This is a genomic window from Marinomonas sp. ef1, assembly GCF_002806845.1.
GTDB lineage: Bacteria > Pseudomonadota > Gammaproteobacteria > Pseudomonadales > Marinomonadaceae > Marinomonas > Marinomonas polaris.
In genome coordinates, this window is the sequence record NZ_NHTT01000001.1 from 491,420 (window position 1) to 517,203 (window position 25,784).

The 25,784-nt window shown below is 41.3% G+C and carries 22 protein-coding genes; 12 read left to right on the forward strand and 10 right to left on the reverse strand.

The window, feature by feature from the left end; translation table 11 throughout:
• A complete protein-coding gene (locus tag CCS02_RS02150) occupies positions 1 to 1,953 on the reverse strand; it encodes a transporter substrate-binding domain-containing protein (RefSeq protein ID WP_232728796.1) in 1,953 nt (650 codons plus the stop codon).
• A gap of 188 nt (positions 1,954 to 2,141) precedes the next feature.
• Here CCS02_RS02150 and CCS02_RS02155 point away from each other — a divergent pair, with 188 nt between their 5' ends.
• Both CCS02_RS02155 and CCS02_RS02160 read left to right on the forward strand, forming a co-directional pair.
• Positions 2,142 to 3,113, forward strand: coding sequence for a TAXI family TRAP transporter solute-binding subunit (locus tag CCS02_RS02155; RefSeq protein WP_100635510.1), 972 nt, complete (start codon positions 2,142 to 2,144; stop codon positions 3,111 to 3,113).
• A 113-nt stretch (positions 3,114 to 3,226) separates the two neighbouring features.
• Positions 3,227 to 5,815: a TRAP transporter permease gene (locus CCS02_RS02160; RefSeq protein WP_100635511.1), complete on the forward strand. Its 2,589-nt coding sequence runs from the start codon at positions 3,227 to 3,229 to the stop codon at positions 5,813 to 5,815.
• An 85-nt stretch (positions 5,816 to 5,900) separates the two neighbouring features.
• Here the strand turns inward: CCS02_RS02160 and CCS02_RS02165 are convergent, their stop codons facing one another.
• Both CCS02_RS02165 and CCS02_RS02170 read right to left on the reverse strand, forming a co-directional pair.
• Complete coding sequence (locus tag CCS02_RS02165; protein ID WP_100635513.1) at positions 5,901 to 6,254, reverse strand: HopJ type III effector protein; 354 nt, start codon at positions 6,252 to 6,254, stop codon at positions 5,901 to 5,903.
• A gap of 60 nt (positions 6,255 to 6,314) precedes the next feature.
• Positions 6,315 to 7,508 carry a Bcr/CflA family multidrug efflux MFS transporter gene (locus CCS02_RS02170; protein ID WP_072841453.1) on the reverse strand — a complete coding sequence of 398 codons (1,194 nt, stop codon included), beginning with the start codon at positions 7,506 to 7,508 and terminating at the stop codon, positions 6,315 to 6,317.
• Positions 7,509 to 7,801: 293 nt separating this feature from the next.
• Here CCS02_RS02170 and CCS02_RS02175 point away from each other — a divergent pair, with 293 nt between their 5' ends.
• Together CCS02_RS02175 and CCS02_RS02180 are read left to right on the forward strand one after the other, a co-directional pair.
• Positions 7,802 to 9,688 (forward strand): ABC transporter ATP-binding protein, encoded by a 1,887-nt coding sequence (locus CCS02_RS02175; protein ID WP_100188100.1) that lies wholly within the window; start codon positions 7,802 to 7,804, stop codon positions 9,686 to 9,688.
• A gap of 36 nt (positions 9,689 to 9,724) precedes the next feature.
• A complete protein-coding gene (locus CCS02_RS02180; RefSeq protein ID WP_072841449.1) occupies positions 9,725 to 10,054 on the forward strand; it encodes a DMT family transporter in 330 nt (109 codons plus the stop codon).
• A 93-nt stretch (positions 10,055 to 10,147) separates the two neighbouring features.
• On the opposite strand, the gene CCS02_RS02185 is transcribed toward CCS02_RS02180, so the two are convergent.
• From CCS02_RS02185 to CCS02_RS02200, 4 genes are all read right to left on the reverse strand, one after another.
• Positions 10,148 to 11,014 carry an ABC transporter substrate-binding protein gene (locus CCS02_RS02185; RefSeq protein WP_100635515.1) on the reverse strand — a complete coding sequence of 289 codons (867 nt, stop codon included), beginning with the start codon at positions 11,012 to 11,014 and terminating at the stop codon, positions 10,148 to 10,150.
• Positions 11,015 to 11,163: 149 nt separating this feature from the next.
• On the reverse strand, positions 11,164 to 12,921 hold the full coding sequence (locus tag CCS02_RS02190) for an alpha-amylase family glycosyl hydrolase (RefSeq protein WP_100635517.1): 1,758 nt from the start codon (positions 12,919 to 12,921) through the stop codon (positions 11,164 to 11,166).
• A 116-nt stretch (positions 12,922 to 13,037) separates the two neighbouring features.
• Entirely contained in the window at positions 13,038 to 14,267 is a 1,230-nt protein-coding gene (locus tag CCS02_RS02195) for a glycosyl transferase (RefSeq protein WP_100188097.1), read from the reverse strand.
• A 69-nt stretch (positions 14,268 to 14,336) separates the two neighbouring features.
• Positions 14,337 to 15,158, reverse strand: coding sequence for an HAD-IIB family hydrolase (locus tag CCS02_RS02200; RefSeq protein ID WP_100635518.1), 822 nt, complete (start codon positions 15,156 to 15,158; stop codon positions 14,337 to 14,339).
• Between the two features lie 138 nt (positions 15,159 to 15,296).
• On the opposite strand from CCS02_RS02200, the gene CCS02_RS02205 reads away from it, so the two are divergent.
• Positions 15,297 to 16,190, forward strand: coding sequence for a DMT family transporter (locus CCS02_RS02205; RefSeq protein WP_100635520.1), 894 nt, complete (start codon positions 15,297 to 15,299; stop codon positions 16,188 to 16,190).
• 523 nt (positions 16,191 to 16,713) lie between these two features.
• Here CCS02_RS02205 and CCS02_RS22115 read toward each other — a convergent pair.
• Positions 16,714 to 16,854 carry a hypothetical protein gene (locus CCS02_RS22115; protein ID WP_157807962.1) on the reverse strand — a complete coding sequence of 47 codons (141 nt, stop codon included), beginning with the start codon at positions 16,852 to 16,854 and terminating at the stop codon, positions 16,714 to 16,716.
• A 487-nt stretch (positions 16,855 to 17,341) separates the two neighbouring features.
• Between CCS02_RS22115 and CCS02_RS02210 the strand changes: the two genes are divergently transcribed.
• Genes CCS02_RS02210 through CCS02_RS02225 form a run of 4 tightly spaced genes read left to right on the forward strand, consistent with a single transcriptional unit; the run spans position 17,342 to position 20,572 of the window.
• Positions 17,342 to 17,629, forward strand: a complete 288-nt coding sequence (locus CCS02_RS02210; RefSeq protein WP_100635521.1) for a hypothetical protein — start codon at positions 17,342 to 17,344, stop codon at positions 17,627 to 17,629.
• Between the two features lie 2 nt (positions 17,630 to 17,631).
• Positions 17,632 to 18,174 carry an ABC-three component system protein gene (locus CCS02_RS02215; protein ID WP_100635523.1) on the forward strand — a complete coding sequence of 181 codons (543 nt, stop codon included), beginning with the start codon at positions 17,632 to 17,634 and terminating at the stop codon, positions 18,172 to 18,174.
• Positions 18,175 to 18,221: 47 nt separating this feature from the next.
• Positions 18,222 to 18,683 carry an ABC-three component system middle component 5 gene (locus CCS02_RS02220; RefSeq protein ID WP_157807963.1) on the forward strand — a complete coding sequence of 154 codons (462 nt, stop codon included), beginning with the start codon at positions 18,222 to 18,224 and terminating at the stop codon, positions 18,681 to 18,683.
• On the forward strand, positions 18,680 to 20,572 hold the full coding sequence (locus CCS02_RS02225; protein ID WP_100635526.1) for a hypothetical protein: 1,893 nt from the start codon (positions 18,680 to 18,682) through the stop codon (positions 20,570 to 20,572). The genes CCS02_RS02220 and CCS02_RS02225 overlap by 4 nt, the downstream gene beginning before the upstream one ends.
• Before the next feature lie 380 nt (positions 20,573 to 20,952).
• Here the strand turns inward: CCS02_RS02225 and CCS02_RS02235 are convergent, their stop codons facing one another.
• A complete protein-coding gene (locus tag CCS02_RS02235; RefSeq protein WP_100188086.1) occupies positions 20,953 to 21,390 on the reverse strand; it encodes a DUF3010 family protein in 438 nt (145 codons plus the stop codon).
• A gap of 360 nt (positions 21,391 to 21,750) precedes the next feature.
• On the opposite strand from CCS02_RS02235, the gene CCS02_RS02240 reads away from it, so the two are divergent.
• The gene (locus CCS02_RS02240) at positions 21,751 to 22,983 is read left to right on the forward strand and encodes a pyridoxal-phosphate-dependent aminotransferase family protein (RefSeq protein ID WP_100635528.1); all 1,233 of its coding nucleotides are present in this window, start codon (positions 21,751 to 21,753) and stop codon (positions 22,981 to 22,983) included.
• Between the two features lie 84 nt (positions 22,984 to 23,067).
• On the opposite strand, the gene yddG is transcribed toward CCS02_RS02240, so the two are convergent.
• Entirely contained in the window at positions 23,068 to 23,994 is a 927-nt protein-coding gene (gene yddG, locus CCS02_RS02245; RefSeq protein ID WP_100635529.1) for an aromatic amino acid exporter YddG, read from the reverse strand.
• A gap of 256 nt (positions 23,995 to 24,250) precedes the next feature.
• On the opposite strand from yddG, the gene CCS02_RS02250 reads away from it, so the two are divergent.
• Positions 24,251 to 25,243, forward strand: coding sequence for a Bug family tripartite tricarboxylate transporter substrate binding protein (locus CCS02_RS02250; protein WP_100635531.1), 993 nt, complete (start codon positions 24,251 to 24,253; stop codon positions 25,241 to 25,243).
• Between the two features lie 99 nt (positions 25,244 to 25,342).
• Entirely contained in the window at positions 25,343 to 25,783 is a 441-nt protein-coding gene (locus CCS02_RS02255) for a tripartite tricarboxylate transporter TctB family protein (RefSeq protein WP_072841427.1), read from the forward strand.
• The last annotated feature ends 1 nt before the right edge of the window (position 25,784 follow it).

The following is a 25,784-nucleotide window of genomic DNA, read 5'->3' on the forward strand; positions in this document are numbered from 1 at the left end:
TTATATAGATGGTTCTGAGTGAACGGTATTGATAAAAGTGCCTTCCATTGCATCATTTGGCTTATAAATGGGGAAAGAAACAGTGACGCTGGTGCCTTTATTTAACTCAGAATCAAAAGCTAATGTACCATGATGTGCTTTTATGATAGCAGAAGAAACAGACAAGCCTAGTCCTGTCCCGCCTTGCTCTCTCTTTGTTGTGAAGAATGGGTCTGTTAAACGCAGAATGTTGGCTGGATCAATGCCTCGCCCTTCATCCTCAATAACAAGAAGGACCTCTTTTTCATCTAAGCTCTGAGTGGTGGTGACTCGAATGGCTTCTGTGCGTTTTTCAACTGCATCACAAGCATTGATTATTAGGTTGATGATAACTTGTTCTACCCGTTGAGCACTTCCGATAATAATTGGATTGCGTTTATCTAAGTACAGTTCAAAATCATCTGTAGTGTTTCGAATAGTCGTATCTACCAAGCGAATAGCGGTAGATACTATTTGATTGATGTTTACTTCTTGAGTTATTTCATTTGGTTCTTCACGAGCAAAATCTTTTAAATCATTCACTATGTTTCGAATTCTTAAGGTGCTTTGATCCATTTCGTCTAATAAATATGGTAACTCCTGACTCAAGCGATCAAATCTAAGGCCCGCTAATGAAAAATTCGGATCTTCTTTCGCGTATTGAGCTAGATAGGGTAGAGCATCTTCCCAAGCTGATTTTAGAATAGGAAGATTAAGCATAAGCAAGCCTGTTGGGTTGTTTATTTCGTGTGCCACACCGGACACAAGCACACCTAATGACGCCATTTTATCTGCTTGTATGAGCTGTTCTTGCTGCGCTTTTAATTGGGAAGACCGCTTTTCAACTTCTTTTCGCAGCATCGCATTCCATATACCTATGGCGCTGATTGCCAACAATAAAGCGATAATAATATAGGCTGCATACAATCCTAATTCTTTCCATGGGAAGGACGACTGTTGTAATGCTCCAAACCATTTCTCATGAATTTTTTGTTGCTGACCAGTATTTCTAAGGATGGCTAAGCCTTCATTGAAAATAGCAATTAGCTCTTCATTTTTTTGCAAAGCACCATAACTTAAACGTTGACCTGAAATTGGACTAGCTATGGCATGAATATTATTAAGCTTCATCTCTTTGCTGAGATAAAGGCTGGGGGAGTTTGCTGTTAATGCGTAATCATGTTTACCAGAAGCAAGTAAGCGTAACGCTTCTTCATGTGTTTTAACGGGAATGATGATGGCTTGAATATTATTATCAAGAAGGTATTCATGCATGATGCTAGCATTTTGAACTATTACTTCTTTGTTTTTAAGTTGCGAAACATCATTAATTGAAGGGGAGTTTTTACGGGCGAATATTGAGTAGTTAATTATAGAGTGTGGAGAAGAAAAGAGGATGTTCTGCGCTCGTTCATCTGAGTAAGCTATTCCTTGAAGGATGTCAAAATGACCAGAGTGCAAGCCTTTTAATATGCTTTGCCAATCTGCCATTTCGATTTCGACATGAACGCCCATTACTTCCGCAATGGCTTTTGTTAATTCAACGGTATAACCCGTTGGTTCTCCATCTTCACCAGCAAATTCGTAGGGCGGGAAGTTGTAATCAGCTCCCACTGAAATCATTCTTTTTCCAGAGTGCCCTGTAAAGCTATCTTCTGCGGATAGCTCGCTAGAAAGTGTTGCTAAGCTTAAAAAAAAACAAAGCAAAGAGGCCAGCGTGCGTATTTTTAAAAGGCTCTGCATGTAGAGAAAATCTTCTTTTATGAATGTTATTGAGGCGAATACTAACGGTATCGGCTCAATAAAAAAAGCTTGGAAAATGGAATTGGAAAAGACAGCAGGGTTAATTTTTTGAGTGATATAACAAAAGTTATATCCATAGCTTTTGTTATTAAGTGCATTGAATGTGCTTGTTTTACATGGTTTAACTGACAATTTCTTTGCACTTCTAATCTTTCTATAACTTAAGTTATAGATTTTAGTAACAAGTAAATAGGTGTATTTATTGAATTATTTTATTATTTATCAATTACTTAGGGTTTTATTTAAAACTTGGCATTTAATTTGCGATTAGGTCCTCGCTACATGACATTATTTTAAATACCGGAATGCTTGAGGATTCTATGATAATTAAAAAAACACTATTTAAAGCTTTGCTTGTACCTGCTATTGCAGGCGCTTCCATGTTATCCATGGCGGACACTCAGTTTGTATCGATTGGTACTGGTGGTGTAACAGGTGTTTATTACCCTGCAGGCGGCTCTATCTGCCGTATGTTAAACAAGGATCGTAAAGAGCATGGAATTCGTTGCTCTGTCGAGTCGACTGGCGGCTCTGGTTACAACGTAAACAGTATCCGTTCTGGCGAGTTGGAGTTCGGTGTTGCTCAATCAGATGTTCAAACGGCAGCGTTAGAAGGGACAGGTCAGTTCGAGGGTAATCCTTTCCCTGAATTGCGTTCTGTTTTTTCTTTGCACCCTGAGCCTATTCACTTAATGGCTCGTGCAGATTCAGGTATCAAAACATTTGATGACCTTGCTGGTAAGCGTGTAAATATTGGTAATCCAGGTTCAGGTAATCGTTCTATGATGGAACTATTAATGGCTGAAAAAGGTTGGACGACAGAAGACTTTTCTATTGCTGCGGAGTTAAAAGCGTCTGAGCAAGCACAAGGTATTTGTGATGATAAATTTGATGTGACCATCTACGTATCTGGTCTCCCAAATGGTGTCGCACAAGAAGCAACAACTACTTGTGACGTCAAGTTGATCCCAATGACTGATCCTGCATCACTTGCAGTTATTCAAAAGAACAGTGCATTTTCACAAGCGGTTATTCCTGCTGGTATGTACACTGGAAACGACCAAGATGTCCTAACATTTGGACCTAAAGCAACGATTGTTACGTCAGCAAATGTATCTGATGAAGCGGTTTATCAACTAACTAAATCCGTCTTTGAAAATCTAGATTCTTTCAAGCGATTACACCCTGCGTTTGCTCGCCTAGAGCCAATTGAAATGGTTCATACATCACTTGTGGCGCCATTACATCCAGGTGCTGTCCGTTATTACCGTGAAAACGGCTACATCAAGTAAGTATCTCTTTGCATGAATTTTCATGCACCTTGAATGAAGCACCAGTCTTTTGACTGGTGCTTTTTGAGTTTTGCAATGAGTCGACACTGTGAAGTGTGTGACTAGGAGTCTGTATGTCTATTAATACAACCACCTCAGCTTCACCAGATAAGTTAGAAGAGCTTGTCGCGGAAGCCGACACAGGTAAGCGTAATCCAACTGGAAAGATCTCTATCGGTTTGCTTTTTTTTGTACCACTCATGTGGTCGTTGTTTCAGCTATGGACAGGCTCGCCTTTGCCATCACAATTTGGCATAGGCTTTTTAAACGACACTCAATCTCGTGCTATTCATTTGGCTTTTGCTGTTTTTTTGGCTTTCTTAGCTTTCCCTGCTTTTAGTAAAAGTCCCACCCGTCATATCCCGTGGTTAGATTATATTTTGGCAGTTCTTGCGGCGGCATGTGCTTCGTATTTGTATTTTTTCTATGGTCAGTTAGCAATGCGTCCAGGGCTGCCAACCACAACAGACCTTGTTGTTTCTGCTATCGGTTTGATTCTGACTCTAGAGGCGGCTAGACGCTCTCTTGGGCCTGCTTTGATGCTAGTTGCTTTGTTTTTTCTGTTATATGTATTTTTTGGAGACAGTCCTGTTTTACCTGAGATACTTCGCTGGAAAGGGGCTTCTTTCGAAAAAGCCATGAACCATATGTGGCTAACAACGGAAGGTGTATTTGGTATTGCTTTAGGGGTGTCCTCTGGTTTTGTTTTCTTATTTGTTTTGTTTGGTGCCTTATTAAATCAAGCAGGTGCAGGTAATTATTTTATTAAAGTAGCGTTTGCTTTGCTTGGGCATATGCGAGGCGGTCCTGCAAAAGCGGCTGTTTTGTCATCTGCTATGACAGGTTTGATTTCTGGCTCTTCTATTGCCAATGTCGTGACGACAGGTACTTTTACAATACCTCTGATGAAGAAGGTGGGTTTTAGTGCTGAAAAAGCCGGAGCGGTAGAAGTTTCCTCCTCGGTAAACGGTGTCATTATGCCTCCAGTGATGGGGGCCGTGGCTTTCTTAATGGTGGAGTACGTAGGTATTCCATATATTGATGTCGTTAAGCACGCTTTTTTACCAGCTACTATTTCGTACATTGCCTTACTTTATATTGTGCATTTAGAAGCGCTTAAAGCGGATATGAAAGGCTTGCCTCGTTCTACACCCGCACGTACTTGGACGGCACAATTAATTCGTACAGGTATCGTTGTATCCAGCATGCTGATACTGACAGGTATTTTGTACTATATCGTTTCAGCGATTAAGTGGTTATTAGGGGACTTTTCAGATATTGGTTTGCTTGCGTTTGTGGTGATTGGTTATTTTGGCTTGTTGTATATCTCGTCAAAATCTGATGACCTAGAAATTGATGCAAGCGATGAAGCAATTATTAAATTGCCAATTTTCGCAGAAGTATACAAATCCGGTTTGTATTACCTAGTACCATTGATTGTATTGGTGTGGTTTTTGATGGTTGAACGTAAGTCTCCAGGCTTGTCTGCTTTTTGGGCTTGTATGTTGATGGCATTTATTTTGATCACCCAGAAGCCTCTCAAAGCCTGGTTTCGTAAGCAAAAACACGTCGCTCAGCAGGCGAAATCAGGTGTTTTTGATTTAATCGAAGGCTTGAATACTGGCGCTCGCAACATGATTGGTATCGGTGTGGCGACAGCAACCGCAGGTATCATCGTGGGTACAGTTACTCTGACTGGTATCGGACAAGTTATGGCGGAGTTCGTTGAGCTGGTATCTGGTGGAGTTTTAATCATCATGCTACTCATGGTTGCTCTTATTTCTTTGGTGCTTGGAATGGGCTTGCCAACCACAGCTAACTACATTGTCGTCTCGTCTTTAATGGCAAGTGTTGTTGTGGAGCTGGGAGCACAATCTGGTTTGATTGTTCCACTTATCGCGATTCACATGTTTGTGTTTTATTTTGGCATCATGGCCGATGTCACACCTCCTGTTGGTTTAGCGTCCTTTGCGGCGGCAGCAGTATCAGGTGGCGATCCAATTAAGACTGGCTTCACGGCATTTTTCTACTCGATGAGAACTGCTCTGCTACCATTCTTATTCATTTTCAATACCGATTTGCTTTTGATTGATGTGACCTTTATTCAGGGTGTCGTTGTCTTTATTGTTTCCTTGGCAGCCATGCTAATTTTTGCTGCGGGTACGCAAGGGTATTTTATGGATCGAAGCAAATGGTATGAAAGTGCCGCGTTGCTATTGATTGCATTCACACTTTTCCGTCCCGGCTTTTGGCTTGATATGGTCGAGGCTCCATATAAAGAGCGTCCAACCCAAGAAATGTATAGCTACATTGATCAGCATCCTGCTTTAGATACACTAAGAATGTCGGTTGAAGGTGAAAATTTAGATGGTCGTTGGATTTCGAAAACGGTACATATGCCGCTATTAGGTCAAGGTGATGCAGCTGATAGATTGCTCAACGGTGCTGGCATTGAATTGCGTGAAGAAGAGGGTAAATATCTGATCGACAATTTATCGTTTGGCAGTTATGCGGAACAGCAGAAGTTGGATTTTGATTGGGAAATAACACAATTTGAAGTAGATGCTGATCGACCTGCAAAAGAATGGTTCTTCATCCCCGCTTTTTTATTGGTTGTTTTAGTGGCTTGGCGCCAGCGTAAACGCAAGGCGAAGTCTTTGTAATCGAATGGTTATTTATATCTACTTCTATTGTCCCTGAAGTTGATATTGGCCGGTTGCGGTAACGCTCCCGGCCTCTTTATAATTGTTACACTTGCTTTTGAATCAACGCGACTGTTTCGAAAGTAATACCACTCCAGCCATTTTCAATAAATTGGCGAATGTTTTGGTGGTCGCTGGCTTCTGGATTTTCTAAAACATCAACACGGTAAAAGTCACCAAACAAATTTAGGGTTTCGACTTCTGTTAGTTGGTGAATAGATCCGAAAGAAAAAACCTTACAAGAACCATTGTTTTCATTAATGCCATTGGTCTGCTTGCCATTAGAAAACGCAGCAGGCGTGAAATCGTATTCACGCTCAATCACATCAATCACTTCTTTAAATTGTACTTGCTCAGGTGTGCTCTTGATTTTCTCTATGAGCGTTTGAGTACTTAGCATTGGGACTCCGTTTGATATATAAAATTTATTTTTTTGACATTATTACGTTATTTCAAAAGATTAATGCTCAGTAGTTGGCTCGGCATATCGAACCGTAACCTTGAAGCAAATAAAAGCAATTATGCCACAAGCGGCAATGGTGCCAAGCATTGGAACAAAAGTGCCATTGTGAAGGATACTGATCACAGCGCCGCCTAAGGCGCCAAAGGCAAACCGTGATGTTCCTGCTAATGCAGTCACACTGCCATTATGGCTGCCTGCATGCTTCAAAGCGCCCGCCATAAACCCACTACCTAATATGCCCATTGGCCCCATAAATAGCATGCTGGAAATAATAATCAGCCAAAGTGGTGGATGACTAAAAAAGCTTAAGACAATCATTAACGCTGAGGCTGTTAGGGGAATATAAATTGCGTACTTAGAGAGAACTTCGGTACCAAGCTTTTCAACATAACGACCATTAATGGTTGAGGCTAGCATCATAGAAATGACGTTCAAGCCAACTAAGAAACCAAAATTAGCAGGATCAACGTCATATATTTCAATATACACAAAGGAGCAGCCAGTGATAAAACTCATCATACCTGCAAAGTAAAAGGCAGAAGCTCCGATATAACCCATCACAGAGCGGTTTTTGATCAAGGTAATATAGTTTCTAATCGCATTGCCAAATGAGAAGGGCGTGCGCTTTTCAACCGGCAAGGTCTCTGGGATGGTACGAAGAAATAACACGATGGCGATAATGGCTAAGATGCCCAGCATAACGAAGATGTAGTGCCAATTTAAAATAATGAGAATGGCGCCACCGATAATAGGTGCCGCTAAAGGTGCTAATGCCATTACTAGCATGATCATCGACATGGCTTTGGCAAATTGATTGATCGACATACCATCTTTGACTAAGGCCGGAACGCACACAGCAACAGCCGCACCGCCCAAGGCTTGAATTGCGCGCCCAGTCATTAGCATTTCATAGCTTTGGGTCAAGGCACAGATAAAGCTGCCAATGGCAAAAACAACCAAACCACCGACGACGACTTTGCGTCGGCCAATTGCATCAGAAATAGGGCCAAAAAGAATCTGTAGAAAAGCGAACACCAGCAAATAGATGCTTAGCGTCATCTGGATGAGGCCTATGTCTGTATTTAGGCTTTTAGAAATCGTTGGAATACTGGGCAAGTAAGCATCAATCGCCAACGGTGTAAGCCCAGATAAAAGACCGAGTACTAAAATAATAGGAAATGTGAGTTTCATGCTTCAACTTAAAGAGTAGGTTAGTCGGTTTTATCGAGTAGAAATCATAAACCAGTAATAGGGCGATAATTATAATAGGTTTACACTTCGTCGTTTAGTTTAATTGTGCAAGTACTGAGTAAAACCCAATAGGCTACAATTCAGAAAGACTATCTTTTCTGGTTTTCATTTATGGAACGTGGTTCAATTTCGCCTCTATTTCTAATGGACAGGAAGTTTTTTGTCCAGTACGACACTTATTTTCGCTATGTTTTTCTTGATAGTGTCTATTTTAAAGTTCGATAAGGAAGATCATGTTACGTTTTTTTGAAAAATGGGTGCCGGCTTATCCCGATATAGAAGCTGTGCAAGCACCAAAAACGCTGTTTGCTTTTTGTCGTTACTACTCAAGAGGAGTGGAGCTTCCGCTGCTGTTGATGTCTATTTTAACGGCTGCCATCGCCATTTTAGAAGTGACCTTATTCAGCTTTATGGGGCAGTTGGTAGATTGGTTGATTAATAAGAATCCAGACACCTTTTTTGCTGAGGAAAGTACGCATTTATTAATGATGTCTTTGATGATTCTGGTGGCGATGCCATTAGTAACTTTTTTTCATTCGGCGATTATTCATCAGACGCTTTTGGGTAATTACCCAATGCGGATTCGTTGGCTGTCTCATCATTATATTTTGCGTCAAAGTATGTCGTTTTTTCAGGATGAGTTTGCTGGGCGTATCTCTACTAAGGTAATGCAAACCTCACTTGCGGTTCGTGAAACCGTGATGAAATTGCTCGATGTTTTGGTTTACATCGGCGTGTATTTTATCTCTATGGTGGTATTAATTGCTAAAGCAGACTATCGCTTGATGATTCCAATGTTAGGCTGGTTGGTTTGCTATGTATTGCTGCAAATGTATTTTGTTCCTAAATTGAAAAAAATATCAGCAGAACAGGCAGATGCACGCTCCACTATGACTGGGCGAGTCGTCGACAGCTACAGCAATATTTCAACCGTTAAGCTTTTTTCTCATCATCAGCGTGAAGCGGATTATGCAAAAGACGGCATGGATGGTTTCTTGCAGACGGTTTACAAGCAAATGCGCTTGGTCACTATGCTTAGTGTAGGTGTGCAAACTTGTAACTATGTGTTGGCATTTTCTGTAGCGGCTTTGTCTATTTGGTTATGGACTGGCAGCATTATTAGTGTTGGTGCAATTGCTATTGCGGTGAGTTTGGCGCTTAGGCTAAACGGTATGTCCCAATGGATTATGTGGGAAATCAGTGCGCTATTTGAAAACATCGGCATGGTTAACGATGGCATGAAAACACTGTCTCGACCTATCGAGATAGAAGACAAGCCAAACGCGCCAGCGCTTTCAGTTCCACATGGTCTTATTGAATACGATGCGGTCAATTTTCACTATGGTAAGCAAGACAGTAAGGTCATTGAGAACCTTGTCTTGTCTATAAAAGCTGGTGAAAAGGTCGGCCTTGTCGGTCGCTCTGGTGCCGGTAAGTCAACGATAGTTAATTTATTGATGCGTTTCCATGACATTGAATCAGGTCAAATTCGAATTGATGGACAAGACATCAGTGCTGTTCAGCAAGATTCGTTACGTGGTCAAATTGGTATGGTGACTCAGGACACGTCTTTACTGCACAGAACGGTTCGCGAGAACTTGCTCTACGGTCGTCCTGATGCAACGGAAGAAGAAATGATTGCAGCTGCAAAACAAGCAGAAGCTCATGACTTCATTCAAGACTTAACCGATCCGTTTGGTAATGCAGGTTACGATGCCATGGTCGGTGAGCGTGGTATCAAGCTTTCCGGTGGTCAGCGTCAACGTATTGCCATTGCGCGAGTCTTGTTAAAAGATGCGCCTTTGCTGATTCTAGATGAAGCAACATCTGCATTGGACTCTGAAGTAGAAGCTGCGATTCAAGAGAGTTTGTACAAACTGATGCAAGGCAAAACCGTTATCGCTATTGCTCACCGCTTGTCGACAATTGCTGCCATGGATCGTTTGATTGTATTGGATAAAGGCAACATCGTTGAGCAGGGCAGTCATGAAGAATTGATTCAGCACGCTGGTATTTATGCATCGCTTTGGGCGCATCAAACTGGTGGCTTTTTAGCGGAAGACATTGATCTAGAAGATGTTGAATCAGACAGTGTTAAACCAGAAAAAACCACCAGCTAGTCGTTATCGTAAAATGTTTAATGTAGGGAAGGGCGTATGACGTATTTTATTTTGTTTCTCGCTATCTTAGCTGAAGTCATTGCTACGACGGCTTTAAAGGCATCAGACTCCTTCACTAAATTAGGCCCAAGCATTGTATTGGTTGTCGGTTATGCCGTGGCTTTTTACTTGCTAACTATAGTTATGCGCTCTATGCCAACGGGCGTGACTTACGCGATTTGGTCTGGATTAGGTATCGTCTTGATTTCGGTATTTGGCTATCTGTTTAACAGTGAAAAGCTGGATTTGGCGGCTTGTATTGGAATGTCTTTGATTGTCGCCGGTGTGGTGGTGATTAATGTATTTTCTAAAACAGTAAGCCATTAATAAATAGTTGAATACTGGAAGCATAAAAAAACTCGCTGATGGGTTTCAGCGAGTTTTTTTGTTTTAGGCGCCATTTTAAACCAGTTCTAGGACTTAAAGAGCGTCTGCAATTTCTTTCACTTGCATCCTAAGACTTTGTAAGCCATTGCCTGATAAGTACCAAAGTTTAGGTGACAAATAGGCGACTTGGATGGATTGACCACCTTGATCAGCAAGCTCTGATTTTAGCTTTTCAATATCGAGTGATTCTTTTGTGTTACCAATCGCTGCGCTACGGTCAACGATAAATAAAGTCGTTGGTTTCATCTCTGCAATATTGTTCACGCTAAGTGATGTAAATGTACGAGTGCCGCGTTTTTGTGGTGTTACATGAGACGGAACTTTTGATGCCTCTAAGCCTAATAACTGAGTCGCTATAGGTTCATCTCGTAATCCGAAAGAGCCATTGTTATGTGTCACAACCAGAATAGTCGGATTGCCTTTAATGCCAGTTTTTGTTGACTCTATATCTGTGCTTAGTTCTGCAAGCGCTTTATTTGCAGTGTCTTTAGCATTAAATAAAGCCGCAATTGAGCTGACGTTTGCACTAAAGCTTTCCCAGTAGTTGTCACCAAAAGTTTCAACTTGTTGAACTTTACCTATAGCTTCTAGGGCGCTCTTTTGGCCTGCTTGGCGACCTGTGATCACAATAAGATCTGGGTTGAGAGTTTTGATTGCTTCTAGATCTGGTGTTTTTAAACCGCCCACATCAGTGTATCGAGCATCATTAAATTGCTTAAGATAGTCTGGAAGTACTTGTTTAGGTACTCCAACCACGTAGCTTTCTAAACCTAGAGCGGCAATGGTATCTAAACTGCCAAGGTCAAAAATCGCAGCTTTAGGCAATTGCGTTTCTGCAGTGGATAGCTGGCTGAAGGCGACCAATGTTCCGATGGCTAGGATTTTTCTTAAATTCATCATGTTCACAATTACCTATGTCTTAAATAAAAAGAGCTTGAAATAAAAATAACCATTATCAATGGCTGATAATGGTTATCATTGTCTCATTTTTATTGGCAGGTTTTGCGGCTATAACCTAGTACGGTGTGTTGCTAAACATGAAACGAAAACTAACTGCTTTTGAGCTTACTTTTCTTGTTAGCAAGCCAAACGAACTGATAGGGCATTAAAGTGACTTTGCCTAAATGGTCTTCGTATACTTGTTCTGATACTAAATCTGTCCAGTCATCGGTGGCTATTAGGTTAAGTTCAGACAAGTTAAAATTTTGCGGTTGGTCTGTCATATTATAAACAGCAAACAAGCTTTGTCTTCTGTCTAGGCTTTGACGCCAGAAGGCAAAGAGGTTTTCACCCATGTGCAGCACGTACTGAGTTGCATTTGGGTGAAAAGCTGGCTGTGCTCGACGTATTTGAATTAATTTCGTTACGCTTTGGAATACTTTCTGATGATGGGTTGGCGTGTTTAGAACATGATCTAAATCTTCCATGTCCCAAATATGACGGTTTATTGAGCGAAATTGGCCGGTATTGTCTACGCGTTCTAAATCGTTTTCTGTGCCAAATAAACTATGAATATAAAAAGCGGGTACGCCTTCAAGTGCCATCATTACACCAGCGGCGCAAAGGAAGCGAGCAAACTGCCATTTATCTGGGCCGTGTAGTGCTGATCCTGATAAGGCATTCCATAGGCTGATATTGATTTCATAAGGCTTAGCTTCGCCTTGCGGCGTAGTGCGTGAGCTTATTTTGCCGCCAAAGCGCTTCATAGTATTGATCAGCGTTTCCAGTTCCCACTCCGAAAGTAAGCCTTCCGTTGGGCGCAAGCCAATACCATCATGGGAAGCAAGGAAATTTAAATAGGTTGTACCTTGCTGAGCCGGTGTCATACTCATTAACCATTGTTTTAAATGGCTACTGTTTCCGGTCACCAAGCTATTGATGAGCAACGGCGGTAAAGAGAAGTTGTAAATTAAATGAGCTTCGTTGGCATTACCAAAGTAGGTTAAATTTTCCTGATTGGGTATGTTGGTTTCAGTGATGATCACGGAATCTGGCGCGTAATGCTCAATCATTAAGCGTAATAAACGAATGATTTCGTGGGTTTGTGGCAAATTGATGCAAGAGGTACCTGGGATCTTCCACAGAAACGCCACGGCATCTAAGCGAAACCAGCGAATGCCTTTTTCTAGATACAAACGAATAATGCGCAGGAACTCTAATAGAACGACTGGATTTTCAAAGTTCAAATCGATCTGATCGTGACTAAAAGTACACCAAACGTGTTTTTCGCCGTTTTTAGTTTGTATTTCTCGTAATAATGGCGATGTTCTAGGGCGAACCACAGCACTTAAATCTGCATTTGGATCGGCTTCATAAAAGAAACTCGCGCCCGGTTCAACGCCAGCTTTGTAATTTTCAAACCACATGCTTCGGCTTGAACAATGGTTAATAACCAAATCGCCCATTACTTTAAAATCTTTCGAAAGATTCACGACATCGGCCCAGCGTCCGCAGGATGGATTGACGGTTGTGTAATCCATCACACTAAAACCATCGTCCGAGCTATAAGGAAAAAACGGCAGTAGGTGAACAGCGGAAATACAATCAGACAATTTGCTTTTTACAAATTTGTGCAGGGTTTCCAACGGCGCTTCTTCTTTTCTGCGTAAGGTGTCTGCATAGGTAATCAGCATAATGTCTGATTGGTCCCATAGATTTCTATGAGGACGAGGAGACTCAGTTGACGGATCTAGATTAAATGTGGCTAAACACTTTGCCGCCAAATCCTTATTGTCCAAGCTTGGGTAAATGACTTGCAAATGAGCGATTAAGCGCTGTTCTAGATGCGACAAAGGAGCATTTTCCATGTTTACCTACCTGTCTTTTTAGTGATTGAAAAGCAACGTAGTAACGTTCAACTTAGCAAAAAGATTACTTTAAAGGCCAGTTCTTTTTTTGACCGATCTTTTATTTAGAGTCTTAATTATTTTTTAGGGCCGTATTGGGCCATATCCAATTCGACGGCTTGAGCAAGCTGGTTCATCACACCAGGGAAAGCACTCACAACGCGGTTCCAACTAGGAATGAAAGGCGTCTCCATCGGGTTGTCTAGATACTGGTTACCAGCTTTCATGATGTTACTTGCGAAGAGTTCGACAGCTTGCTCTTCTGTATGAACATCTAATTTTAGACCATTGATTTCAGCATCGTTGCGGTAAGTCTCGATAAAGTCGAGTGCAACACGATAATAGGTGGCTTTGATCGTACGGAAAGTTTCTTGGTTGAAAATAGTGCCGTTAGTCGCCAGCTTTCTGAAAATAGCTTTAGTAATGTCGATGGACATTTTAGACAAGCCGCCATCGTCATTATCGGCAGACAAGTCTTGGTGCTTGTGATCATAAATGTCAGCGATATCCACCTGACACAAACGGTTGGTCGAATAATTTCGGTACATTTCACTTAGTACGCCAATCTCCAATCCCCAGTCACTCGGGATGCGCAAATCGGTCATTACATCGCGGCGAAAAGAAAACTCACCTGCCAGAGGATAGCGATAGCTGTCTAAGTAATCTAAGTAATCCAAATGCCCAAAGACTTTTTTAAGCGAGCATAATAATGGCGTGACCAATAAACGGCTCACGCGGCCATTCATTTTTCCATTGGCGGCACGAGCATAAAAGCCTTTACAGAATTCGTAGTTAAAGTTTGGATTGGCAACCGGATAAATAAGACGAGCCAGCAGTTCTCTGTCATAAGTGACGATATCGCAATCGTGCATGGCGATAGATTCCGCTTTACCAGCGGCTAGGTTGTAACCCATGCAAAACCAAACATTGCGGCCTTTGCCCGGATCGGATGGCGAAAGATGTTCGCCTTTTAAAACGCTGTCGATTTCTCGTAGGCGAGGGCCGTCATTCCAAAGTACTTTAACGTTTTGTGGTAATACGCTGAAAAATTCTAATGCGTGTCGGTACTGGTCTTCTGTTGCTCTGTCTAAGCCAATAACAATTTCAGACAAGTAGGGTACTTGCTGTAAATGCTTAAGAATATTCGGCATGGCGTCTGTTTCCAGCTCGGAATACAGACAAGGAAGGATAAGAGACATTGGGCGTGTTTTAGCAAACTCACACAGCTCTTTTTCCATTTCTTCTAACGGACGGTGCGCCAAGTTGTGAAGTGTGGTGATGATACCGTTTTGATGAAAGTCGCCCATAGTTGTTCTCCTGATATTTTTATAATAACTGTTAGTGGTGTCTTCTCTTTCTGTCGTTAAAAGGTGCCGTTACAAAATGCCTTGTTGAATCAAAACTTTGTTGATTGCTTGTGCCCAGCCTTCTGGACCATACGCGTCGCTAAGCCAAGCATCGCAACGATTTGGGATTTCTGGTGGCGCATGAACAGGGGAGCGAATCACCACCGGAATGTCGGCTTTGCTCAGCATACCTACGTCGTTTTCACCATCGCCTAATGCCATGGTGGTAACGTCTTCGTCGCTTTGCTGTTCATACAATTCTTTGAGCCATAACATGGCGTTTGCCTTATCACAGTGCTCGCCCATCAGATGAGCGAAGCGACCGCCTTTCTGAATTTGCACGCCAAATGGTGCAAGGTCGTCGCGTAATGCATTAAGAGCAAGGTTAGAATCGGTCCAAACCATAGGCTCGGTAAATTCTCGCTGCATGGCTTGCTTGGCGTTTTCTTCACTTAAGCCAGTGATAGAAACCAGTTCTTGCCATGTCATCTCACTGAAGCGTTTGAAGGTGTATTGGTCTTGCTTATCATTGGTGAGTTCGATTAGTTCATCGCGTTTTGGGCCGAATGACTTGCGCCAATACTCACCGCAGTCCTCTAAAGTTTCGTCTACAGAGAGGGCTAAATTCTTAGGGATATAAACAGCAGAGCCGTTTTCCACGATAAAAGGGTCTTGGTGGTTGAGCTCTTGTCTAAGAGACATAAGCTCAACAAATGTCTTGCTGGTGTTGATGACGCAAGGAATAGAAAAAGTCTTCAGCGACTGTAAGGCCGCCTGTGCAGGTTTGAAACTGTATGTGTGATGATCGAGTAATGTGCCATCCAAATCGGTAAAAATTAAAAGCGTTGTCATGTCGATTCCTTTTTGGGTCCATCAAAATACCGCTGGTGGACGTTAGTATAAGTCTTGCAAATCTGGTGCCAGTGCGTAAAAGTGGCTTTTTCCTTATGAGGTACATGCCTAAGATTAACTAGGCTGTTGAACAAATTGATGACAAGTTTGCTACGTTTATGTGTCTTTGTGATTCTGGCTTTGTTGGCGTTCGCGGCAAACTCTGTTTTGTGTCGTCTGGCGTTAAACGAAGGTCTTATCGACCCAGCTCAATTCACCACGTGGCGCTTGCTTAGTGGGGCAGCGACCTTAGTGTTGCTCAGTGCTTTTCAATGCCTCAATAATCAGCGCAATGATTTGAAAATAGCGTGGTTAGAAGGTAGCTGGTTATCGGCCTTTGCTCTGTTTATATATGCCTTGGGCTTTTCCTACGCCTACGTGACGTTATCTACCGGAATGGGCGCCTTGATACTGTTTGGTGCCGTACAACTGACCTTGATCTTATTCGCTGTGCGGGCAAGGCAGAAGCTGGTTTGGTTGGAATGGTTAGGGCTGGCTATAGCCTTTGTAGGCTTTGTCTATTTAGTGCTTCCAACTTTGTCATCGCCTTCTTTATTGGGCTTTGTCTTAATGACGCTAGCAGGTGTGGCGTGGGGCTTGTACACATGGCGAGGCAAAATCTCGGCTAAGCCTTTGTTTGCCACAACGTCTAACTTCGTTCGCACCATTCCCATGTTACTGATTGCCTTGGCCGTTATTCATCTCAATACCGAGCAATCACCGATCGCCCAGCCTGTAGGTATTATCTTAGCCGTCACCTCGGGCGCCATCATGTCAGGCTTAGGCTACGCCATCTGGTACGCCGTCCTGCCTTATCTTAGTGCTTCCATAGCTGCCGTGTTACAGCTACTCGTTCCTATTATTGCCACAATAGGAGGCGTGTTTTTTGCCAATGAATCCATCACTTTACACCTCGTCATCGCCACCTTAAGTGTTCTGGGTGGCGTGCTACTCGTGATTCTCGCAAGAAAACGAACATCTAAAAGTGCATAGTTTTGGTGCATTTTTATCTCAATGCGCCATAATCGACTGGTTTATTGATTGAAAATTGATCGTTGTTTTAGTCCGACAATGTAATTATTCCCTCCCCTTATGTCTTCCAAGGGGAGGGCTAGGGAGGGGTTATTACTTCGGAGCTTTGACCCTGATTTCCGCTGGAGATGCGAGCAAAGCAAACACCACCGCTCGACACTATCGTTTGACCTCGCTCTTGGTGTTTGTCTTGCTCACATCAATCACCTCATTTAGCCTGATAATGTAATTATTCCCTCCCCTTATGTCTTCCAAGGGGTGAGGTTAATCTTTGGGCTTCAAGTGTATTTGTTACTGCTCAATTGCTTTTAGCTGCATGCTTATTCCGCTCTGCTGAGCGGGTAACTTTTTGCTGGCGCCCAAAAAGTAACCAAAAATTCGCTTTAAGATCTTTAATGCCTGTTTTTCGTCGCAAGGACATGATTGTTACCTACGCTCCTTTTATCGTAAAGCATGGATTGATAATTTGGTGGGAGATAGACCTTCAAACAATGACTCTGAAACGCCATAAAGTCGCGCAATCAGGATTGCGTCGAACTGACTTCTTCGCAGCTAATCGTAGGGCATCATGAGCGCAGCGTAATGTGCCGCTGAAAGCGAAGCTTTCATTGTGTAGAAACGTCATTCCCCTCAAGGGGACAAGTGCCCGCGAAGGCGGGAATTAATCTCAGATAAGCTATGTCAAAGTGCTACCCATATTGAACCGTAAGTGAATACGTAATTTATGGGTGTAAATGCAGTTTATTTTTTGGATTGCCAATTTCTGGATTGTTTTGTCTGAAAAAAATAATCAAAAAAGTGCGTGTTTTTACTGGTAGCTGGTTAGAAAGTCTTTTAGTATCAATCAATAATAATCTACCGTGCGCTCTTTTTTAGGAATCAACGCGCTGTGGAAAAAAAGAATAACGCGCACGCTCGTTTTTCCAGTTTTTATCTTTTGTTGGTATCTCTATATAATGGCTTTAGAGTCAGTGACTTAGAGTTATGCGAAAAAGGTTTTAAATATGTCTAAGCGCGCATGCGCACCATTAAAATGTTATATTCATAAAAAATAGAATTTATCTTAAAGGCCTATTCCTTTAAGGTTTTAAAAGCTAAATTATGGTGGAAATATGGATATTGAAGTTGTAAAGTCTCTGACAAAAACAGGGGGGGCGGTTGGCTCATTTTGTGTCATTTTATATTTAATGGTTGATAAGCTATTTCAAGAACCAGTATATAATTTTTTGGGAAGTGATAAGGTTTTTATTTTATTACTTATTATTCTCGGAGTGGTGCTTACAGCAATAATTGTCACACAACGTACAAAATCACCAAAAAGCGATATTAAACAGTCGAAGGCCGGGCCGACCGTGAACTACACAGACTCTTCAACTCATAACGGCGACAATAGGTTTTAATTATGGGAGGGCAAGTTAATTATGAAGATGCTTCAACCCATAATGGTAATAATGTATTTGAATCGGAGAAGTCAGCCCTTGAAAAAGCTATACAAATAATAGTGGCTTCAGCTTCTAAAAATAGTGGATTGGTTGACATTATTGATGATCTGAATGACTACATTACCGACCATCCGTATAGAGAAATTATTGGACTAGAAAAAAAGCTAACAAATGGTAATCGAGAAGAGCTATATCCTAAAGCGGTATTATTGAAGAATCGTTTTGAGCGAAGAATTGCGAAAGCTCAATTATCAATAGTTGAGCAAAAGGTTTACGTCCAAGTTCTTTCACATATTTTGTCAGCTTTTGACCAGTATATAAGGCCGAAGATCCTAAGTTCTCAGTCAAAAGAATTAATAGATGCTGCCGTTTTTGAAAGAATCATTGAGCCTGTACATAAAGCAATTATTGATTTTGATGATTGCGTAACCAAAGAATTAGTTTCCGGAATGTTGTTTTTTTTAACAGGAAAATGCCATGTTGCATGGGATAAGTCATGTTGATATATCACCCTATTTATGACCTAAATCACAGTTTATTTAGGGCGTTAATGATTTTAGAAGTTAGTGAGCATGACGAAATACATCTTGATCTATTTCGAATTATAGACCTTTATACTTTATTTCCCCATTTGATAAAGGAAATAAAGCCTTTCCCTAATCAATTAAGGATGTATAAGAAATTCATCAAAGACATACCTGATCCATATGAAAGGATTGGAAATATAAAAAGGGTTATGTTTGAGCTGGAAGGTGTTCAAACCACAGCCTTGCAAAACCTGCTTGCAAAAGGCTTTATTGATCTTGAAGCTTTTAAGTTAAAGAAAATTCGACGATCAAAGATTAGCTTGCCCTCTATAATTTCGGATGAAATAAATAGAAACGATATTGCAACCTCTGAATGGTTTAAGATGCTTGTTAATAGTTTTTATCATATAAAAGTAAAAGGGAAGGCAGGTTTAAAATCAAGAACTGGTCTTATGGAGTTTCGATATGATTTGGAGAAATCATGAGTAAATCAAGATTGTTTATAGAGAGACTCGTGATTCTCGCTGGTGCTAAAAGAGTTTATGATCAGCCGTTCCATCCAGGTATTAATATACTAAGGGGGTGGAATACTACGGGAAAATCTACAGTAATGGACTTGCTTGTTTTTGGTCTTGGTGCAGAATTAACATCATGGAATGAGCACCAAAGCAAGTGTGACTGGGTTATTGTGCAGATAAATATTAACGGTTTTACTTTGACTGTTAAGAGAGAAAGAACAGAATCTGGCAAGTCAGCAATGCTTTTCTTTGAAGGTACCATTGATGAATCCCAGAAAGATTCTGAGAACTGGCAACGTTTTCCGAACAGACGCTCAGACGAGAAGCATAGTTATTCTCAGCAGCTTTTCGAAATGCTTGGTCTCCCACAACATAAAACCGATGACTCAAAGAATCTGACTATGCACCAGATTCTTAGGCTCATATATGTTGATCAACTTTCTGCGACAGAAAAAGTTTTAAATGCTGATTTAAATTATGACAATGTAACAATTAGACGGGCAATAGGTGAATACCTTTTAGGCTTAGATGATTTAGAGTCCCACAACCTTCGGCAAGATTTAATATCTGCAAACAAAGAGTTTGAGAGTTTTAATGGTGAGCTCAAAGCCATTTACAAGATGTTCGGCAATGATGCCTCACTAATTAATAGGCAAGCTCTCATCAATGACCTTAGCGATACTCAAAAAACAATAAATGAACTATTTGAGAAGCGCGGTTCTATACAAAGAGGCGAAGAAGATGATATCGATGATCAGGCTAAAAATAGGATTGCAGGGCTACAGAGAGAAATTGATAAGTTAAATTCAGATATAACGAATATTACTAGTTTGAGACATTCTATTCGTGTCGAACTAATTGATACCCAAGAATTTTTAGAAGCTCTGGAATACAGAAAAATTGGTCTTTCACAATCAAAACTTATTAACAATGAACTCGGTGGTTTAACTTTCAAATACTGTCCTTCATGTCTTAGTCCTATAGATGCTAATAAAAGTCATGACTCTTGTGGACTGTGCAAAACGAGTATTAAAGATAGAGAGCGGGACTACGCATATGTACAAATGAGCAATGAGTTGAACTTTCAGATTAGAGAAAGCAAGATTTTAATCGCAGATTTTAAAAAGCAAAAAGAAGAGTTAAGCTCAAAGCTTCCAGCTTTAAAACGAAAGGTCGAGATTGCCAAAGAGGAATATTCAGAAATAGTTTCGTACTCAGACAGTAGAAGTGCGATTATCGCAGACATTTCAACTGAAATTGGTTTTTATAAGAGCCAGATGATAAACATCGAAGAAAAGATGGAAATGGTTGAGAAAGTTGAAAGTTTAATAAATTTAAAACAAAAGGCTCAAACAAAAATCAATATAATCGAAGAGAGGTTAGAGCAAATTAAGGAGTTAAACAAAAATAGATATTCGAGTGTATTTGAATCTATAGAAAAACATGCTTCCGAACTTCTTATTTCAGATGGAGGTAATGAGAAAAATTTTGATTATCCTGAAGATGTGCTAATTGATTTTTCAAAAGATCGAATGTCAGTCAATGGTCGAAGTAAATACTCAGCTAGCTCCATGGTTGTAATGAAAAACAGCATTCGCTTATCTGTATTTTTGCATGCAGTTGATGATGATTTATCAAGATTACCCAATATTCTTATCATGGATAATATAGAAGACAAAGGGATGGTTCCAGAAAGAAGTCAAAACTTCCAACACTCATTAGTAAACGCATGCAATAGCCTGAAAAATGAGTATCAAGTTATTTTTACTACTTCCATGATCGCAGATGATCTAAATAATACACCTAATTGTATTGGGCCATATTACCCTAAGGGTTCTCATACTTTAGAATTTTAATGATTATATATATTTGAGTACAGAAAAATAAAAATTGCATCCAGATGACGCCTACGACGCATATTAATGCGGCGTTATATGCTCAGTCTGCCCGTTTGGCATTAACATGATAACGAAGACGAATTCTTTATTGTATTAAAAGTGGAACTTACTTTGCAGCTGAGAAATGAACATATCGTATTGAATACTAGTGAAATGTACTTAGTGCGAAAAGGTGTAGAGCATTGCCCTAAAGTAGGGCCTGATACGTGGATTTAGCATCTTACAGATCTTTTAAGCTGATAATTTTTAGCTGCCACTTAGCTTAGTAGTAGCCCTAATTACAAAAAAAACGGACTCCATTCAATGACGTCCGTTTTTTTATTGCGATATCTAACTATTTACGCTTCAGGAATGTGTTCTGAAAGCGCTGCATAAGCCACGGTGAAAGCGCCTTCTTGGAATGCGCGTAAGCCTGTTGCTTTGAAGGGGATTGGCATTGGGTTGTGTTGCAAGATGTCTTTGGTTTTTGCGCCGCTGAACAAATCTACTTCAACCGTATTAATCAATTGGATAGCCGCTTCAATTTTAAAACCTACCGCGCCGCCGGCGAATTTGCCTTTTGTTGGGCGTTCACGAATAACGGCTCTTTTCACTTTGTAATCTTCAAACAATTTTTTCAGCATGAACTGAAATTTACGTACGCTTTCGCTGTCGTTTGGGTTGTTAAGTGTGTGTCGAGTTTGGCGACAATCGGCGATTTGAAACAATCCGTCTTGTTTAGACAGAAGGCAAAGAATCACTTCGCTGCCTTTAATTTCGATACCACAAGTAATCATAACGAGATCCTGAATAGGGAATTTCGCGCATTATCGCACAATTAATTCCTATCTCGTACAGTTAACAGGCATCTCGTACATAGTTAACAGGTATTTCGCAGAGTAAAAAATACTGCTTGTTGAAATGGAAACCAGTCATATCTAAGGCGAAAGTGAAAGCTTGTGGTTTATTACACTCTTTTCATTTTGCTGTCTCTCATTTCTTAAAGGGATATTGTACTATTTCAAAATATTATTTTGTTAAAATGCAAATCACGATATTTTCTACTGTAAAAGTGTAAATATATGCTTTTTACCCTAGAGATGTTTTTTTCAACATTGACCACTTTTTTTAATTATAACTAACATAGGCTGCATAAAATGACTGCTTCATCGCCAATGGGGATTCCTCGTCCCCAGGTGAAATCTTTAGACGAAATCCTTCCTCACGAACCTTTGTTGATGATGGGCGCAGGCCCTGTTCCTATTCCTGAGCGTGTCGCCAAGGCCAATTCTGTGGTGATTAACCACCTTGGTAGTGTGATGGCGCAGGTTATTGGGCAAGTTAAAACAATGGCGCGTTATGTGTTTCAAACAGAGTCTAAATGGGTACTTGGCGTAGCAGGGCCAGCGTCAGCCGCAATGGAAATGGCAGTGGCCAATTTGTTGCAACCGGGCGAGCGTATTTTATGTATTAACAATGGCTTCTTTAGTCATCGTATGGCGGAAATGGCGACGCGTATTGGCGCCGATGTTCATGAGTTGCACGTTGGAGTTCATGAAGCGGCGAATCCAGAGCGTGTTCGTAAAGCCATCGAAGAAACACATCCAAAAGTATTAACGCTGGTGCAAGGCGAAACATCGAATACTGTGTTTAACCATTCATTAGAGGAAATCACCAAGATTGCTAAATCTTATGGTTGTTTGGTGGTTGTGGATGCAGTTTGTACCTTGAGTACTATGCCGCTGAAGATGGATGCGTGGCAAGTAGATGTAGTTATCACGGGTGGGCAAAAAGGCTTGTCGTCCATTCCGGGTGTATCGCTTTTGGTGTTTTCTAATGAAGCATGGGCGGCAGTTAAGAGTCGTACCAAGCCAACGGCTCAATGGTGTTTTGATGCACAGTTAGCTGAGAATTTTTGGCACAACGATGGTTATCATTATACGGCGCCTGTTTCAGGCATCATGGCGTTACATGAAGCATTGAAATTGGTGTGTGATGAGACATTAGAAAATCGTTTTGCTCGTCATCTACGTTGTTCTAAAGCGTTGCAAGCGGGCATTGAAGGAATGGGATTAGAGTTATTTATTCCGCCAGCGTCGCGTTTAAACTCTGTGGTTGGTATTAATATTCCTGAAGGTCTAACAGCAGGGCAGATTTGCCGACATATTTCGGAAATGTACAGAGTTGAGATTGCTGGTTCATTTGGCCAGCCAATCGTTCGTATTGGTCAAATGGGCGAGCAGTGCCGTGAGCACAACTTGTTCCGTACCTTGCATGCCTTTGGCAGCACTATGCGTGACTTGGGTGTGAAAGTTGATCAGCCAAACGGTATGGCTGAAATGGAATCGTACCTGCAAAGTGTGCCACGCACGCTTTATCAAGTGGCTTAAAGAGTAAAATGAAGTAAGGCGCTTTTTTGTTGAAGCGCCTTACTTTTTAAATGAAGTTTTAAACTAGATGTTTTTTATATTGAATTAAATGCCTTCTGCTTCATAAGCTGAGGGCATTTTTTTATTCGGCATTAAGCTGGCAAACAGCGCCCCAGCGGTAATTAATAGGCAAGCGATGATTTGCCCTGTGGTTAATTGAGCATCGGTAAAAAGTCCAAGCCAAGCAGTCGATAGTGCCGGTGCGGTGTAAGACAACACACCAAGCAATGATAAATTGCCTTTTTTTACACCAAAGTCCCAACAGAAAAATGCGATGCCAACAGGCCCAAATCCAAGCCCTAAAATTGCAATCCAAGTACTTGCTGGGAAGTCTAGCGAAAGTTTCCCATTTTCGGCTTCGATCATAAGATGTGAAGCGCCCGCTAATATGGTTGTGACAAGGCAATACCAAAGTACCGCGCTAGAAGGAACGGTTTGAAAGCGTCGATTCGCTACCGAATAACTTGACCAAATGAATGCGCAAGCAAAAGCCGCTGCGTAGCCAGTCCAGTTATAGACTGGGTTTACGTCAATCTCTGTTACTTGCCCTTTTGATTGCAGCATGATGCCAGTGCCGATAAAAGCAATAACAGCGCCCACCAAATGTGTCCATGAAAGAGAGTTCTTAGTCATACCCGCCATTAAGACAATCAACAAAGGCCAGAGATAAGCGATAAGTCCAGCTTCAACTGGTGGTGCATGCTGAAACGCATAAAAGTAGCAGAAGTGATAGAAATAAAATCCAAGCCCACCCATGGCAATGGCGCTAGTCGGTGTTTTTGACCACGACGACTTTAGTTCGCCTTTGATTAAATAAACGATAAAAAACAATAAACTTGCTACACCAAAAGTGACTGTGAGCAATAAGAGTGGTGGCACAAGGTTGGCTTGAGTGGTAAAAAGCGCAAGGCTACTCCAGAGCAGAATAGCGATACTTCCAATGAGTGTGGCTTGTGGAGAATGTACTGTCATCTTGTCGTTTCCTAAATCCTGATCTAGTCTGATTAAACAAGATTTTATCTTGGTTAAGGCTTAATGACATTGTCAAAAATGTGTGACTTGCCTTGTCAAAAATACGTTTTTTATCGCAAATAAGTAAGAAATATTGATCTATGACAGGGTGGTGACAGGTTTGAGAGGTAAGGTTTGTTTACTCAAGTCAATTGAAATACCTATTTTAAGAGCTTGATTAGCTAACAACAAAAAAAATAACAAGCAGGAGATAACCATGCTTAATACCATTTCTTTGAAGTCTGTTCTAATTTCAAGTGCAGTAGCACTAACCATGGCTGGACAGGCTTACGCCTTCGAACCAGCTCGCAGTGGTGAATGTATTGCCCCAGCGAACCCAGGTGGTGGATGGGACTTTACTTGCCGTAGCGTTGGTAAAGTATTAGTTGATCAAGGTTACTTTAAAGGTAACGTTCAGACAGTTAACATGACGGGTGCTGGTGGCGGTGTAGCTTTTGCTCATACGATTAGTAAACGTGATACAGACGAAAACCTTATTGTTGCTGCTAGTACAGCTACAACAACACGCCTTGCTCAAGGCCAATTCCCAGGCATGAATGCTGACCAAGTTAAATGGGTTGGTACATTAGGTGCTGACTACGGCATTATCGCTGTTGGTAAAGATTCCAAATACACTTCTTTGACTCAGGTTCTTGACGCGCTTAAGAAAGACCCAAGTGCGGTTAAATTCGCTGGTGGTAGTGCATCTGGTGGTTGGGATCATTTGAAAGTATTGATGACTGCGCAAAAAGCAAACGTTGAGAATTTGCCAAAAGTTCGTTACCTAGCATACAGCGGCGGTTCTGAAGCTTTGGTTCAAGTTGTTGGCGGTCACGTAGATGCATTTACTGGTGACATCTCTGAAGTAAAAGGCTTCATGGATTCTGGTGATTTACGCGTTCTAGCGGTTCTTTCTGAAGAACGTTTACCAGCGCCATATGACTCTATTCCTACAGCAATGGAGCAGGGTATTGATTCTGTCGCTCCAAACTGGCGCGGATTTTACGTACCGGGTAATGCGAGCAAAGAATCTTACGATTGGTGGGTAAAAACCATGGATGAGTTGTACACAACTCAAGAATGGAAAGACGTCATGACTAAAAATGGTTTGATGCCATTCCACAAGTCTGGTGCTGACTTTACTCAATTCGTAAAAAACCAAACTCTAGACATTAAAATCTTATCGCAAGACATCGGTCTAATTAAATAACCTCAGACCGCTTTTTGGAGGGGGTATCTGTTCTGATACAGTGCTCCTCCTGTTTTCGACTATTTTTCACCCTTTGATTTATTAACATGGAGCAGAGACATGCGTATTAACGATCGTGTGTTTGGCATGCTAATGCTTATTCTTGCCGTGGGTTACGGCTGGGAAGCAACGCAATTCCCCATTCCTTTTGGCGGACAGGAAAGTGTCGGTCCTGAAACTTTTCCTATCATGCTAGCCATCATTTTAGGTATTAGTTCGATTTATATGATTGTTCGTCCTGACCAAGACGAGAAATGGGCGCCAGCGGCCATGTTGATTGAGCTTAGTGTTGTGGTTCTTTCTATGCTTGCTTTTGCATGGGCAATTGAACCGATTGGTTTTATGCCTGCTGCGGCATTGGTTGTGAGCTTTTTAAGTTGGCGTATGGGGGCAAGCATTGCTAAGAGTATTATCACTGGTGTGACAAGCTCTGTAGTTATCTTTTTCCTTTTCAATAATGTGCTTGAATTAGCACTGCCTCTAGGTCTATTGGAGTTTTAAT